Origin of the sequence: Mucilaginibacter sp. OAE612 (genome assembly GCF_041806395.1) — a bacterium.
In the GTDB taxonomy this organism is placed as follows: Bacteria; Bacteroidota; Bacteroidia; order Sphingobacteriales; family Sphingobacteriaceae; genus Mucilaginibacter; species Mucilaginibacter rubeus.
In genome coordinates this window covers 1,760,070-1,774,719 of sequence record NZ_JBGMUW010000001.1, presented here as the reverse complement: position 1 = coordinate 1,774,719, position 14,650 = coordinate 1,760,070, and the positions used below count along the sequence as shown (strand labels likewise).

General features: G+C 40.7%; 14 protein-coding genes. All 14 read left to right on the top strand.

The annotated features are described in order from the left end of the window. Window positions 1-20: 20 nt before the first annotated feature. The 14 genes from ABID99_RS07560 to ABID99_RS07495 all read left to right on the top strand — a co-directional run bounded on the left by ABID99_RS07560 (window position 21) and on the right by ABID99_RS07495 (window position 14,622). Entirely contained in the window at window positions 21-1,190 is a 1,170-nt protein-coding gene (locus ABID99_RS07560) for a glycosyltransferase family 4 protein (RefSeq protein ID WP_373613339.1), read from the top strand. Between the two features lie 18 nt (window positions 1,191-1,208). Next, a complete protein-coding gene (locus ABID99_RS07555; protein WP_373613338.1) occupies window positions 1,209-1,976 on the top strand; it encodes a DUF2334 domain-containing protein in 768 nt (255 codons plus the stop codon). A gap of 16 nt (window positions 1,977-1,992) precedes the next feature. Then, on the top strand, window positions 1,993-3,237 hold the full coding sequence (locus tag ABID99_RS07550) for a DegT/DnrJ/EryC1/StrS family aminotransferase (protein WP_373613337.1): 1,245 nt from the start codon (window positions 1,993-1,995) through the stop codon (window positions 3,235-3,237). Window positions 3,238-3,246: 9 nt separating this feature from the next. Beyond that, a complete protein-coding gene (locus ABID99_RS07545; RefSeq protein ID WP_090526802.1) occupies window positions 3,247-3,837 on the top strand; it encodes a sugar transferase in 591 nt (196 codons plus the stop codon). 84 nt (window positions 3,838-3,921) lie between these two features. Beyond that, the gene (locus ABID99_RS07540; RefSeq protein ID WP_373613336.1) at window positions 3,922-5,079 is read left to right on the top strand and encodes an O-antigen ligase family protein; all 1,158 of its coding nucleotides are present in this window, start codon (window positions 3,922-3,924) and stop codon (window positions 5,077-5,079) included. Between the two features lie 25 nt (window positions 5,080-5,104). Next, entirely contained in the window at window positions 5,105-6,166 is a 1,062-nt protein-coding gene (locus tag ABID99_RS07535; protein WP_090526798.1) for a glycosyltransferase, read from the top strand. 30 nt (window positions 6,167-6,196) lie between these two features. Then, a complete protein-coding gene (gene asnB / locus ABID99_RS07530; protein WP_373613335.1) occupies window positions 6,197-8,038 on the top strand; it encodes an asparagine synthase (glutamine-hydrolyzing) in 1,842 nt (613 codons plus the stop codon). Between the two features lie 14 nt (window positions 8,039-8,052). Next, window positions 8,053-8,784 (top strand): hypothetical protein, encoded by a 732-nt coding sequence (locus ABID99_RS07525; protein ID WP_090526794.1) that lies wholly within the window; start codon window positions 8,053-8,055, stop codon window positions 8,782-8,784. Beyond that, window positions 8,781-9,698, top strand: coding sequence for a hypothetical protein (locus ABID99_RS07520; RefSeq protein ID WP_090526792.1), 918 nt, complete (start codon window positions 8,781-8,783; stop codon window positions 9,696-9,698). Before ABID99_RS07525 ends, ABID99_RS07520 begins: the two co-directional genes overlap by 4 nt. 8 nt (window positions 9,699-9,706) lie before the next feature. Then, window positions 9,707-10,768 (top strand): glycosyltransferase, encoded by a 1,062-nt coding sequence (locus ABID99_RS07515; protein ID WP_354483909.1) that lies wholly within the window; start codon window positions 9,707-9,709, stop codon window positions 10,766-10,768. A 59-nt stretch (window positions 10,769-10,827) separates the two neighbouring features. Next, window positions 10,828-11,274: a hypothetical protein gene (locus ABID99_RS07510; protein ID WP_090526788.1), complete on the top strand. Its 447-nt coding sequence runs from the start codon at window positions 10,828-10,830 to the stop codon at window positions 11,272-11,274. Between the two features lie 210 nt (window positions 11,275-11,484). Next, complete coding sequence (locus tag ABID99_RS07505) at window positions 11,485-12,570, top strand: NAD-dependent epimerase (protein ID WP_373613334.1); 1,086 nt, start codon at window positions 11,485-11,487, stop codon at window positions 12,568-12,570. A gap of 90 nt (window positions 12,571-12,660) precedes the next feature. Then, complete coding sequence (locus ABID99_RS07500; RefSeq protein ID WP_176627552.1) at window positions 12,661-13,791, top strand: glycosyltransferase family 4 protein; 1,131 nt, start codon at window positions 12,661-12,663, stop codon at window positions 13,789-13,791. 27 nt (window positions 13,792-13,818) lie between these two features. After that, window positions 13,819-14,622: a phytanoyl-CoA dioxygenase family protein gene (locus ABID99_RS07495; RefSeq protein WP_090526781.1), complete on the top strand. Its 804-nt coding sequence runs from the start codon at window positions 13,819-13,821 to the stop codon at window positions 14,620-14,622. Window positions 14,623-14,650: the final 28 nt, after the last annotated feature.

Below are 14,650 nucleotides of genomic sequence, written 5' to 3'. Positions count from 1 at the left end.
CCAGCGCATTTAACATTAACATGAACATACAAGCCGCCCCTTTTTCAAAACCCGTTCTGTTTTTCATTATTCCGTCGCTTAGAGGCGGAGGAGCAGAAAGAGTTATCATTTCGCTTGCTAATTATTTTAATAAAAACAACTTCCAGTCGGTACTTATTTCTTTAAACAATGATGTTCCAGCATATGAAATTGATAATGATGTTAAGGTATTTTACCTTGCTGACCGTCAAAAAAATTTGTTTGTTTACAGGTTATATCATATTGCCGAAACTTTTTTTAAACTTATCAAGTTATTGCGGGCTCAAAAACCGGTGTGCGCTTTATCATTTATCACATCCGCCAATGTTTGGACTGGCATTACCTGTTGGTTTACCCGGGTGCCTTACATTGTTTCAGAGCGCACTTCGCCCGATAGAAGCGTTATCAGGTTTAACTATTTGCGTAAACAACTGGCTTTAAACTTATATAAAAGAGCCGAAGCGGTTGTAGTAAGTGCTAAAGGAGTTGAGGACTGCCTGCTTAAGGACAAAGACTTTAAAGTGCTCACAAACATCGAGCGCATAACAAATGCTGTTACTATTTTCCCATTACCGTCAGAGGAGAAGGTTCACCATCGGAGGTTTATTTTGGGAGTTGGCCGTTTGGCCTATGTAAAAGGCTTTGATATCCTTATTGAGGCCTATGCAAAATCAAGCCTTACCGACGTCGATCTGATAATCGTTGGCGATGGCGAAGAACGTGCTAACCTCGTTTGCCAGATCTTTAATCTGGGGTTAAGAGAACGGGTATTGCTACCTGGAAGCAAAAACAACCTTCAGGATTATTACAACCAGGCCGAAATGTTTGTCTTACCATCGCGCAACGAGGGATACCCTAATGCTTTAGTTGAGGCTATGAGCTTTGGATGCCCTTCCATAGCAGTTGATTGCAATTTTGGACCTTCGGAGATCATCAACAACGGCCAAAATGGGATATTGGTAAAAAGAGGATCAATAAGTGATTTAGCCGATGCAATGCACCGTTTGGCCAACAATGAGGTTGTAAAAACAACTCTTGGAAATCAGGCCCGCGTCATATCTAAAACCAACCATCCTGATAAGATACTGGGAGAATGGGAAACGTTAATCAAAAAGCACGTCGCTGCAACTGCAACAGCGGCACAACTAACAAACAGCCAACCAGCTTTATAAAACTATCAAACTGTTAATATGCTACAGTACTTAATTCGTTTGGATGATTTATGCCCGACAAATAACCTCCAAAAATGGCAACGTTTCTTCACCCTGTTTGACAAGTATGGCATAAAACCCATAATTGCTGTTATACCGGCAAATAAAGACCCAAAGTTAAAAGCCTGCGGTAATTTCAATCCTTACTACTGGCAGTTGGTGCGCGAGCTTCAAAATCAAAATTATGTGATAGGCATGCACGGTTTTGATCATTATTACATAAATCACAACTCCGGCTTGCTGAAGATGAATAACCGGTCGGAATTTGCAGGCTTACCATTGCAAACACAAAAAGAAAAAATAAGAAAAGCGGCAGAAATTTTCAAACGTGAAAATATCAACCCCACTGTTTTTATTGCTCCTGCACATACTTTTGACCGTAATACATTGCTTGCTTTACACGAATACACCAACATTAAAATAATAAGTGACGGCCTGCTTAAGTCACCTTATGTAAGATTTGGCTTTAATTGGGTGCCTGTTCAACTATCAGAAGTTGAACAAAAAACAAAATACACCTGGACATTCAATTATCATCCCGAAACCTGTTCTGACAAAACGTTTGCTGAGCTTGAAATTTTCATAGAAAAAAACCATCATCTTTTTGTTTCATTGGATGACCTCGATTTTTCAAATTATACCTGGGCAGATGCTCTTGCTGAAAAATATTGCATTTATAAACGATTAGCCCGTGATTACGCTCAAAAAGCAATCGCTTTTTTGGAACGGGTCCCTGCCGGAAACTAACTCTATTAAACCTGATATGAAAATTTCTTTTGCGCCACCTTACATTGACCAGGCTGTTATAAACGAGGTTATGGACACGCTTAATTCTGGCTGGATAACCACCGGGCCCAAAGTAGCCGCACTTGAACAGCAAATGAAGCAGCTTACAGCTTCGGATGCAGCTGTTTGCGTAAACTCCTGGACATCAGGAGCTATCCTGATATTGAAATGGTTCGGCATAAAGGAAGGCGACGAGGTTATCATACCAGCATACACCTATTGTGCTACCGCCTTAAGTGTACTGCATTGCGGGGCTACGCCGGTGATAGTTGATGTTGATGACGACTGCTGCATCTCCACAGAAGCTGTGATCAAAGCAATAACCCCAAAAACAAAAGCAATTATCGCTGTTGACATAGCCGGCTGGCCATGCAACTACGAAAAATTAAAGGCGATTATCAATAAACCGGAAATTAAAAAACTATTTGTTACTGAAAGTCCCAAGCAAAAGATTTTAGGTAGGATCCTCTTAATTGCCGATGCAGCGCACTCAATCGGTGCAACCATAAATGAATTACCGGCAGCAAAGTATAGTGACGTATCGATATTTTCTTTTCACGCGGTAAAAAACATCACTACAGCCGAAGGAGGTTGTATCTGCATCAATTTACCTGCCCGCTTTAATTCGGCTGAAGAATACCGGTATTTAAAACTATATACTCTTAACGGCCAAACCAAAGATGCCTTCACCAAAAGTAATGGCGGCGGCTGGAAATACGATATCCTGTTTATGGGCCTCAAAATCAATATGCCCGACATTTGTGCCGCGATAGGCCTCGGCCAGCTCAGAAATTATGAGGCCAGCTTGCTCCCTATGCGCAAGCATGTTGCATCCGTATATTGTGACAGGTTCAAATCAATGGACTGGTTTGTTGAACCGCCACTAAAAAACGAGCAAAGGGAATCATCCTACCACTTGTTTGCCCTGCGGGTCAAAGGCATATCAGAGACACAGCGTGACCAGATAATTGAAAGTATTATGGCTGAAGGGATCATGGCCAATGTACATTTTACCCCGCTGCCAATGCTTACTCTTTTTAAAGATCTGGGTTATAAGATCGCTCAGTATCCATCAGCTTATGCTCTTTACGCAAATGAAATCTCGCTGCCCATTTATCCTCAACTTACCGGCGAGCAGATTGATTTCATAATTACAACCGTCATAAACTCGGTTAACACTGTGCTGGATGAGTGTAAAGAACTTGCAAAAGTGGAATTATAAAATAGAGTTATGATTAAACGGCTTTTTGATATTGTCATATCACTTATAGCACTGATAATGTTGCTCCCATTGTTTATTTTAATTGCCATAGCTATTAAAATAAATTCGAGGGGAAGCGCATTTTATAAACAAACAAGGGTTGGGAAAGATGGAAATGAGTTTGAACTGTTCAAATTCCGGACCATGTACATAAACTCGGACAGGGCCGGATTATTAACCATAGGCAGTAAAGATTACCGGATCACCAGTGTTGGTTACTGGCTCAGGAAATATAAACTTGATGAACTGCCGCAATTACTAAACGTGTTAAAAGGTGACATGAGCTTTGTTGGCCCGCGCCCCGAAGTACGGAAATATGTAAACCTGTATACACCTGCTCAACTAAGGGTATTAAGTGTTAAACCGGGAGTAACAGACTGGGCATCCATCAAATATTTTGATGAAAATGATATCCTGGCCGGCAGCGATGATCCTGAAGATATGTATATCAAGGTAATAGTTCCATCAAAGATCAGCAAGAATCTCGAATACATCGACAATCAGGATCTTTTCATGGATCTGAAGATAATACTATCTACAATAAAACGAATTTTTCAATAGTTCCACTTTATTATGCTGCTTAAAAAGTGCCTCTTTTATGGTTTAATGCTCTTCTATCTGTACACACTTGCTTTTAACATTTTCATGACAGATACTTTGAGGATTCCTGCGCCTGTAATTTTTTGCATGCTGCTATTCTTTGTGCAAAAACCTTTGCTGGATTTCGGCTATACCAAGGAGTTAATAATTTTTTTAATCGGCGTTTTTTTATATCAGGTAGTAGGGATGAACAATTATATTACCTTTTTTGCCATTCTCCTTACTATAATACCATGTTCGTTATACTTCAACTATTTTGTTGGTGCAAATAAATCGCGCTATTACGCTTCAATATTAATGTTTTTCTTTCTGCTCATGTGCTCTATGATCATTATGGTACTTGATCACAGCATGGCAGGCATCATTGATCCGATCAGGAGCATGCTATTGGGCGAGCCGGTTAAACAAAGTCCAGCTGGCCTGGCAGTAACGCAATTCAACTTCGGGTACCAGGTTGTAGCCATTACCACGTTTGCCTTTATTGCATCATGCACTACCGGGCAATATCTTATAGTAAGAGCATTGGTTTTAGCGGCCTGCATTGTTTGCATTTACCTTGGCATGAACAGGTCGGCATTTATAAGCTTTGGAGCCGGTGTAACGCTCTTCCTGTTTATTTACTATCGCTATAGAGCCGTTTTCCTGGTTGCAGCTACAGTGATCATATGTTTTGGGTTGTACACTTATGTATTAAAAGATAACACTGATGACAAAAACAACATCCTGTCAAAAAATCAGGCTAAAGAGGCAAATGATTTTAACAGGGCCGACATGGCTGCCGAAAACCTTAAAATATTTGCTGACTATCCTTTCGGACTTATATTTTATGGTAAAACCTGGAACGACGTAACTTACCGGAACCCCTTGTTCACTTTCGGATTATCATCGCACAATGCCTACCTGATGTTTATTACCCTGCTTGGCCCGTTTTTGGGGCTGGGGTTGCTATGGGCCATATATTACAAAACTGTCCGACTGTTTTGGCAAACTATAAAAAACGTAAAGCATAAAGGGAGTGCAATTTATGTAGCTATATTTTTCACTTTTATAGCAATTTCATTAAACGCGCTGTCACATAACGGGTGGCTGATGAGCGTGGACGGCCCTACTATATTTATTTATTTCGCCGTATTACACTACAACAGGTTGAAAGACCCTGTAAAACAAACCGAACCAGTGCAGGAAGAATTAGCTGTCGCTTAAAACTTGATCCAGATTTTTATTTATAATGAGAAAAAAGATTTTCCTTGTTCTTGGCTCGCTTGGCACAGGTGGTTCTGAGCGTGTTTACTGGCTGTTATCGCAATATTTCAACAAACCCGATTATGAGGTAGTTGTAGTATTGCTTAATGGAGACGAGTGCAGTTTCTCAACAGAAATAGCAGGTATCAGATTTTTAAACCTGAAAACAATAAAGGCTTCACGCTCATTTTTTAAACTTCGCAAACTGCTGAAAGATGAAAAACCATACGCTGTTTTTTCAACTACCGATCATATTAATATCCTGGTAGCCTTTGTTTCAATGTTTGTTAAAGTGCCTAATTTAATAGCCAGGGCATCTAACAATCCGCAGCAAATGGCACAGTTTTATGGGTTTAAATCCCGTTTTTACAATTACTTTTCCAGGTTTTTGTTTGTACGCTTTAACTCAATAGTTTGCCAGTCGGAAGAAATGAAGCAATCCATTGCCCGGTTTTATAACATCAACCTAAACAAGCTTATTGTTATTCATAACCCGGTTATTATAACGAATGCAATAAAACCTCAAAACCAAATTTCGGGACTAAAGAGGCTTATTGCAGTTAACCGGCTCATCAAAGAGAAAGGATTATTTCGCTTGCTTGAGGTTATGAAAGCACTGCCTCAAAACTATGTTCTAACTATAGCCGGCAAGGGCCCGCTGATGGATACCTTAAAAGCAGAGGTACAAAATATCGGCCTCAACGAACGCGTGAAGTTCATCGGTGAAATTAAAAATGTTGCCGATGTTATTTCTAAGCATGACTTACTGGTTTTAAGCTCATTTACCGAAGGCTTCCCTAATGTAGTGCTCGAAGCACTGTCGGTAGGCGTTCCGGTAGTTACATTCAGAGTTGGTGGTGTTAACGAACTGATAAGGGAAGGCTTTAACGGTTTTATAGCCGAACAAAATGATCTTTGCACACTACGCCATCAAATTATCAGGGCATGCAATCAAACCTGGCAGCATCCTAATATCAAAGCCGATATCGTTGATCGCTTTAGTCTCGAGAAAATAGGCATGGAATATGAAACCCTGCTTGCTAATTAAACAAAACTATTAACCCCTTAGCGTTTTTTTATGTGCGGCATTTACGGATCAACAGTGAGATATGACGATAACATCATATTTCAAAAACTGGCAAGGGCCGATTTCAGGGGGCCCGATTATTCTGGCTTTGAACACAATGGTCCGGTTACCCTGGGCCATAACCGGCTGGCTATTGTTGATCTGGACCACCGGTCAGATCAGCCCTTAACTTACAATCACCTTAAAGTTGTATTTAATGGCGAAATCTACAACTATAAAACCTTAAAGGTAAAGCTCACAGCCCTGGGTTACAGATTCCTGACCGATTCCGATACAGAGGTTATTACAGCCGCCTATCTTGAATACGGCGAAAACTGTGTCAACCATTTCAACGGGATGTTTGCCTTTGTAATTTTTGACACCCGTACGCTCCAGCTTTTTGGCGCCCGCGACAGGCTTGGCAAAAAGCCGTTTTATTATACCCAAAATGGTTTAGATTTTGAATTTGCCAGCCAGCCATCGCAAATATGTATAGGCCGGAATGTAACTATCAATGAACAGGCTATTAACGAATATTTTGTATGGGGATACGTTCCCGAACCCAAATCGGCCTGGAACGAAATCCAAAAGCTTGAGGCCGGGCATTCATTTTGTTTTGATTGCAACACCGGCAGTTTCAGAAAAAGAAAATACTGGGAACTGGACTTAAACCATGCCGAACGCTATGAAGGAGCATATCAGCAAGCACAAGCCGATTTAACCCGGCTGATTACCAACGCTGTTGATATACGCATGCATGCCGATGTGCCCCTTGGAGTATACCTTTCAGGCGGTATCGACTCATCACTTGTTGCGGCTATAGCTTCAAAAAACTATGATAATGTAAAAACCTTTTGCATAAAATTCAGAGAAAAAGGTTTTGATGAAAGCGTTTTTGCACAAAAAATTGCCGATCATTTAAAAACAGATCACCATACAATTGAATGTAATAAAGAAGAGGGCCTTGAACTAATTGAGAGTTTCGGCCGCTATTATGATGAGCCTTTTGCCGATTCAAGCGCCATCCCATCCCTGCTGTTAAGTAAACACACCAAAAAACACGTTACCGTGGTTTTAAGCGGTGATGGCGGCGACGAAAGCTTTTTAGGATACAGCCGTTACAAATGGTTTAATATGGTTAACCAGCTGTTTAAATGTCCGCTGGCGCTGCGTAAAAAAATAGCCGATGTAATTAGCATCTCTCCTAACTATCGTCATAAGCTAATTGCAATGGGGATCTGCAATCCCGAGGTTAAATCACTTTACGGGCTTATGCTGGGCGGCCTGGAATACTCCTGGCTCGAAAATCCTAACATTGGCCTGCAGGTTCCCTTCATGGACATCTGGTCGTCAAAATCAACAAGCATGCTTCAAAAGCTGTCGGCATTTGATACCAAGACCTATTTAAACGGTGATATAAATACTAAGGTTGACAGGGGCACAATGGCCTTTTCGTTAGAAGCAAGGGCGCCGCTTATGGATTACCGGGTAATTGCATTTGCGCAAACCTTGCCCGACAGCTATAAATTTAAATACGGCATTCAAAAAAGGATTTTGAAAGATATACTATACCAATATGCGCCGGCGCAACTGTTTGACAGGCCAAAATCCGGCTTTACAATGCCGCTAAGCCATTGGTTTAAAAACGAACTGAGAGATCACGTGATGGATCATCTTTCAATCAGCGAGCTAAAGAACATCCCCGGTATTAATGTACAAAAATCATTTGCTATGATAAACGATCACATGAGCGGCAAATGGAACAGGGCAACCCAGATCTGGAAACTGCTTGTGTATACACAATGGCTTAAAGATCAGCGTTCAAAAGCAATTTCAACATACCAGGTAGCTTAAAACATTCTAACCTTATGATCCAGATTAACAACAGGGCTATGCGTATAGTACCATACACAGTTGTGTGGTTTGCCGCTAAGCCCAATTTATGGGGTTGCCTGTTAAAATACTATAAACAAAGTAAAAGCAGCGAAACTGTTCCGGGATATCGTAAAGAGGATTTTTTTACAAAAATAATTGATATAACCGTACCTGTACCTGCTATTGAAGCCAATTTTGACAAAAACACAACATACGAAATACGCAGGGCCCTTAAAGATGGCGTATCAACCGTGATGGGTACCGGCATTAAACCCTTTATTGACTTTTACAATGCATTTGCAGTTACCAAGGGCCTAAAAAAAATCAATAAAGAATTTTATAAATACAAACCGCACCTGTTTATCTCCAAAGCGGTTTACCAGGACCAGGATATTGTTATGCACGCTTACATCCGCGATCATTCATCGCAAAGAGTAAGATTATTGCATTCGGCTTCCCTGTTCAGAAATGAAAATGACAGCCAGTTAAGAGCTGTCACAGGCCGGGCAAACCGCTTGCTGCATTTTGAAGATATCCGCTTTTTTAAACAGCTTGGGTTTAAAATATATGATTTGGGCGGCTATGCTTACAATACATCGGATGCCGAACTTTTAAAGATCAACAAATTCAAAGATAGTTTTGGTGGAAGCCTGCTGCAGGAAACCGATTATCTGCCTATATCACTAACGCTCCTGTCATTTTTAAAAAAAACATTTCGATTATGAAAGACCTTATCTCCTCATTCATTTCATTTATTCACAGAGTGTTTAGTTATGACAAATGGAATATAGGTTATATATCACAATCTCCAGAAAACCTTATCCACACTCAACAGCTAAACGGAAAAATCAATTGGTTATCAGAAGATAAGGCGGATTATACGGCCGATCCTTTTACTGCAAATATCAACGGCCGTTTACATCTCTATTATGAAGAGCTTAATTTCTGGAAGGGAAAAGGCGAAATCATGATGACGGATAACATGCATTTCAAAAATAAGAAAAAAGTAAATGGCATCATGGAAGACGAAATACACCTCTCTTATCCTCACATGTTCACTGATAGTAACCGGCTATACTGTATTCCGGAAACAGGCAGAGCTAAACAGGTGGCTCTTTATCAAATTGATATGAACAACCCTTATAAGTTTGAAAAGATCAGGGTATTGCTGGAAGGCCAGGCATTTGTTGACAGTTCCATTATCCATTATAACAACAAATATTGGCTCTTTACAAGTGTTTCGGGTGAACAGGGTGTACTGTACTTATTTTATGCCGACACACTCGACGCTCCATTTAAGGCACATAAACAAAACCCGATAAATGTGGCGTCAAACGTGAGCCGGTCGGCAGGGAGGCTATTTGTAGTTGGGCAAAAACTTTATATGCCCAGCCAAAACCCTAAAAGGTGTTATGGAGGCTCGGTAATGATCAATGAAATAACCACTATAACCGAAACAGATTTTCAATACCATACTGCTTTTGAACTACTTCCCCAGGCACCTTATGACGAAGGGTTGCATACTATAAATTTTGAAGATGGATTGTTGATTGTTGACGGAAAACGCAAAGTATTGAGTGCAATGGGCCCCTTTAAAAAAGTGATCAGGAAACTGAAGACCCTTAATAACGCTAACTAATGCCCAAGATGAAGCCTAAATTACTTTTTGTTTCAATTACCAACAAGGCAAACGGCGCCGAGAACATACTGCTACAAGCCGCCCGTGCGAGTAACGCTTCTCTGCTATTTTTAAAGAAAGTTGAAAGCGGCGGGTTAAATATTCCCATCGATCAACAAGTGGAATATGTGAGCAACGGAAGCATATTAAGTGGCTTTTCAAGGTTAATAAAAAGCTTAAGCCCTTACCGCACAGATCATATTATTTTTAGTACACATCCTTACTTAAATGCTTTCCTGGGTTTTTTAAAGCGCATTGGATATTTAAAATCAAAACTCATAGTAAGGGAATGCTCTTCTGTTTTAACCCGGTACAGCGGTTTAAAAAAATTGAGTTACCAGATAGCATATTGGCTTGGCTACCCCGGGGTAAATTTGGTTGTATGCCAAACCAACAGCATGCGGGATAGCTTTGTACAGCATCTCCCATACATCGACAAGCGAAGGGTTATCATTCAGAAAAACCCGATCGATATTGAACAAAACCTAATAAAGGCCGAAGAAGCACTGCCCGCTGCCGATGCCACTGCTGAATTTATTTGCGCAGCCGGGCGGCTGATTCCTGAAAAGGGTTTTGATATACTAATTATGGCTTTTGATGAAATTAAAGCTTCCCAGCCCCATTTGCAGCTCCTGATATTTGGCGAAGGCCCGGAGCAAGCTTCGCTTCAGAAACTGATCAGTGAATTAAAATTGGAAGGCCGGGTAGTATTAAAAGGATGGGTCGCAAACCCAATGCCTTATTTTAAGCATGCAAAAGCCTGCGTTATATCATCAATAAAAGAGGGCTTTCCGAACGTATTGTTGCAAATGATGATCCTGAACCCTGTTGTAATCAGCACCAATTGCGCGGGAGGTATCGATGAGATCCCGGGCATTTACCTGGCTGAAGCCGATAATGTAAACTCGTTAACAACAACGGTAAACACCGCCCTCAGCACTAATAGCAATCATAAAGACCTTATAATGCAATACGTAGAAGACCGCACCCCCGAAATATTCATCAAGTCGATACTGAATGCACTGGTATAAACAGCCCCTGACTTATACATAGTAGCGCAACAACTTTAACTAACTAAAATAAAATTTTTATGAAAACAATTATTAAATCCACCCGAAATGTTGTGTTGCCTATAATAACAATTGTAGCCATGCTATCTGCTATTAACGGCTGTAAAAAAGCCGACCAGCCAACACCAACTCCAACACCGCCTACAACTACTCCTCCGGTTACAACACCACAGGACGAATCTATCAAATCGATAAGCTTGATAGGGTTGAGAGTAGATAGCGGCTTTTGTTACAAAATTGGCTATGATTTACCTGAAATTGGGGATTCAAACACCTCTCCAACTGTTTCAAAGCTCAGGCTGTTTGAAAATGGCGTTGAACTGGGGCCGGCCCACTCTACCCACCATGATATCCGCAGTTTTGGACTGGGACAATTTAGCCATTGGGGCAACACATTGTATTTCTCAACGTCGGACAATAGTAATCCACTTACAAACGGGAGAAAATACACTTATACCATGAAGTAAGATTTATCAAATCACACTCAAACGCGCGCAATTTGATAAACTCCTTACTCAAAAGTATTCTGCAACAAGTACATCTACCTCCTTTTTCGTTACCATTCCTGATTCTTTTTCATACAGGCATTTACAATTAGTTAAGCGTTCGCGCTTATAATCAACCAATAATCAACGCCTTTCTCTAAGGCTTTCATTTAAACCTAATTTCACTTATTTATGAAAATTTTAATTACCGGCACTGCGGGATTTATCGGCTATCATTTAACCCAAAAATTACTTAAACGCGGTGACACCGTTGTAGGCATTGATAATATTAACGATTACTACGATGTAAAGCTAAAGCACGCCCGATTGCTGGATGCCGGCATAAAAGTATCAGGAATGGTTTATAACAAACCTGTTTGCAGCACAAAACATCCAAACTATACGTTTATAAAACTGGATATAACGGATAAAGAAAATCTGCAGCAGCAATTCCAAAACTATCAGTTTGATGCCGTTTGTAACTTGGCCGCACAGGCCGGTGTACGCTACAGTCTTACTAATCCTGATGTTTATATTGACACAAACGTAAAAGGATTTTTAAACATCCTGGAATGCTGCAGGCATTTCAAGATTAATCACCTTGTTTACGCCAGTTCATCAAGCGTTTATGGTTTAAACAAAAAAATGCCCTTCAGCGAGCATAATATTGCCGACCATCCGGTTTCATTATACGCAGCATCAAAAAAAGCCAATGAAATGATGGCCCATACCTACAGCCATTTATTTAATCTGCGAACTACGGGGTTACGTTTTTTTACAGTTTACGGGCCGTGGGGCCGGCCGGACATGGCTTTATTTATTTTTACCAAAGCAATTCTGGAGGGCAGGCCTATTGAAGTTTTTAACAACGGCAATATGCTTCGCGATTTTACCTACGTAGATGACATTGTTGAAGGCATTACACATGTTATTGATCAACCGGCTGAGATCAATTTTCTGTGGGATGCCAAAGATCCCGATCCGGCTACATCATCTGCACCTTTCAGGGTGTTTAACATTGGCAGAGGAGCACCGGTTAACCTGCTTGATTTTGTAAGCGAAATTGAGGCACAGGTGAACAAAAAAGCAATCAAAACACTAATGCCGATGCAGGATGGCGACGTTGCCGAAACCTGTGCTGATGTTTCAAATTTAGATGAAATGCTGAACTACAAGCCCCAGGTTTCTGTCCATACAGGGGTTGAGCGATTTATTGCATGGTATAAAAAATATTACCATATTAAAAGCACCAGCCCTGAGCCAGTCCTTGTTCACTAAAATACATCCCCGATAACAGTGCATTGTCTTTGACCAGCATTACATCCCCAATTAAATCCTCGCTCATAACCTATTGCTTATTATACCATCATGGCAAGCAAAAAAGTGCTGATCGCCTGCGATTCGGCCAAATCGTTGATTGATTTTAGAGGTAAATTAGTTGAGCTGATGCGGAGAGAACATACTGTTTATGCTTTTATCCCTGCGATACCGCCCGAGCAACGCGCAAAACTGGCTTTGTTAAACATCGTTTTATTTGAAAACAATCTAAACGGAAGTAATGTATCGATCTTATCTGATCTGAAATATGCGTTGAAACTTTACCGGCTCATCAAACAGCTAAAGCCGGATGTTTTTTTTCCATACACCCTTAAACCGGTTATATATGGAACACTTGCAGCCAAACTGGGCGGCGTGCGAAAAATAACCCCAATGCTTTCGGGCCTTGGTTATAACTTTGTTAGCGGTAACACATCTTTAACAAGCAAAATTACCCGCTTCCTGCTTAGGTTCAGCCTTAAAAACAGGCAGGGGTTGTCTGTCATATTTCAAAATAAAGATGATGTACAAACTCTGCTTGATTCTAAAATAATATCAGCAAAACATCAAACCGCAGTAGTTAACGGATCGGGAGTAGACTTGAGCTACTATACCCCTACCCGGCCGGACATTAATAACATAAGCTTTATCATGGTATCCAGGCTAATCAATGCCAAAGGGATCCGCGAATATTTTGAAGCAGCGCAAATTGTATTCCTAAAGCATCCGCAGGTAACGTTCAAGCTAATCGGATCCTATGATGATAATGTTGACGCCATTCACCCCGACTTATTTTCGGAGATAAAGCACCGGAGTGTAATTAACTACCTGGGTGCCGTTGATGATGTAAGACCATATATAAGCAGTTCGTCTGTTGTGGTACTGCCTTCATACTATCGGGAAGGAATTCCACGGTGTTTACTTGAAGCCATGGCTATGGCGCGTGCCATTATAACCTGCGATTCTGTTGGTTGCAGGGAAACTGTTGATGCGTCACCCAACAGCAATGGATTTTTAATACCCGTAAAAAACACAGCCGAACTTGTGCACAAGATGGAGTATTTCATAACCAACAAGGAAGCTATCAGCAGTTTCGGGCTTAACGGACTGGCCTTGGCAAAGGAAAAATTTGATGTGCATAAAGTAAATGCTATGATGATGCAGATTATGGACCTGAATTAATTAGCCGAAAATCAACAATACAAATTCATGAGAAATAGACTTAACTACGGAGACAGGCATTTTGAAGATTTCCGCGTTGCGATGCGTGATTACGGATGGGTTATTTTTGAGAATGCATTAGACAGCGATTTTGTTGCAGTTATTAATGAGGATTTAAAGGAAGCGTACGTAAAACGACGAGCCATTCAGGAAAAAAATGGGATAAGCTCTAACATGGCCGGCACACTTCATCACCTTGTTGAAAAGGACAATTTCAGCTTGCCGTTTATTGAAAAAATGTATTGTGCCGATGAAATAGCTTATTTTTTGAGTGGTAATTATATACTGAATGGTTTTAATGCTGTAATACACACCCAGCAGCAACATCCTTATGTAAGTAACATGCACCGTGATGTGCGCACATTTTTAGGCGATACGAAATTATTAGTGCAAATGATAGTTACCCTTGATGATTTTACCGCAGAAAACGGTGCTACCTATTTTCTGTCGGGCTCACATAAAACAGATATCAAACCTAACGAAAATTATTTCTACGAAACCGCCGAAAGGGCTGTAACACCAAAAGGAAGCATCATCCTTTTCGACTCCAACATATGGCATGCTGCCGGAGAAAACAAAACAATTAAGCAACGCCGGGCATTAACACTGGGATTCACCCGCCCTTTTATTAAACCACAAATGGACTACCCAAGGGTATTAGGTTACGACTTTATTGATAAGCTTAGCTCTGATCAGCGGCAGGTATTGGGTTACAATTCACGTATCCCGGAAAGCCTGGAAGAATATTATCAACCCATTCATTTAAGAATGTATAAAAGCGACCAGGGATAACAACTTTATTTTTCACACTCAATTTACA

Bases quoted from the DNA above. Each gene is read 5' to 3' on its own strand.
- ABID99_RS07560 (WP_373613339.1), top strand. From the start codon at position 21: ATGAACATACAAGCCGCCCCTTTTTCAAAACCCGTTCTGTTTTTCATT.
- ABID99_RS07555 (WP_373613338.1), top strand. From the start codon at position 1,209: ATGCTACAGTACTTAATTCGTTTGGATGATTTATGCCCGACAAATAAC.
- ABID99_RS07550 (WP_373613337.1), top strand. From the start codon at position 1,993: ATGAAAATTTCTTTTGCGCCACCTTACATTGACCAGGCTGTTATAAAC.
- ABID99_RS07545 (WP_090526802.1), top strand. From the start codon at position 3,247: ATGATTAAACGGCTTTTTGATATTGTCATATCACTTATAGCACTGATA.
- ABID99_RS07540 (WP_373613336.1), top strand. From the start codon at position 3,922: ATGACAGATACTTTGAGGATTCCTGCGCCTGTAATTTTTTGCATGCTG.
- ABID99_RS07535 (WP_090526798.1), top strand. From the start codon at position 5,105: ATGAGAAAAAAGATTTTCCTTGTTCTTGGCTCGCTTGGCACAGGTGGT.
- asnB (WP_373613335.1), top strand. From the start codon at position 6,197: ATGTGCGGCATTTACGGATCAACAGTGAGATATGACGATAACATCATA.
- ABID99_RS07525 (WP_090526794.1), top strand. From the start codon at position 8,053: ATGATCCAGATTAACAACAGGGCTATGCGTATAGTACCATACACAGTT.
- ABID99_RS07520 (WP_090526792.1), top strand. From the start codon at position 8,781: ATGAAAGACCTTATCTCCTCATTCATTTCATTTATTCACAGAGTGTTT.
- ABID99_RS07515 (WP_354483909.1), top strand. From the start codon at position 9,707: ATGAAGCCTAAATTACTTTTTGTTTCAATTACCAACAAGGCAAACGGC.
- ABID99_RS07510 (WP_090526788.1), top strand. From the start codon at position 10,828: ATGAAAACAATTATTAAATCCACCCGAAATGTTGTGTTGCCTATAATA.
- ABID99_RS07505 (WP_373613334.1), top strand. From the start codon at position 11,485: ATGAAAATTTTAATTACCGGCACTGCGGGATTTATCGGCTATCATTTA.
- ABID99_RS07500 (WP_176627552.1), top strand. From the start codon at position 12,661: ATGGCAAGCAAAAAAGTGCTGATCGCCTGCGATTCGGCCAAATCGTTG.
- ABID99_RS07495 (WP_090526781.1), top strand. From the start codon at position 13,819: ATGAGAAATAGACTTAACTACGGAGACAGGCATTTTGAAGATTTCCGC.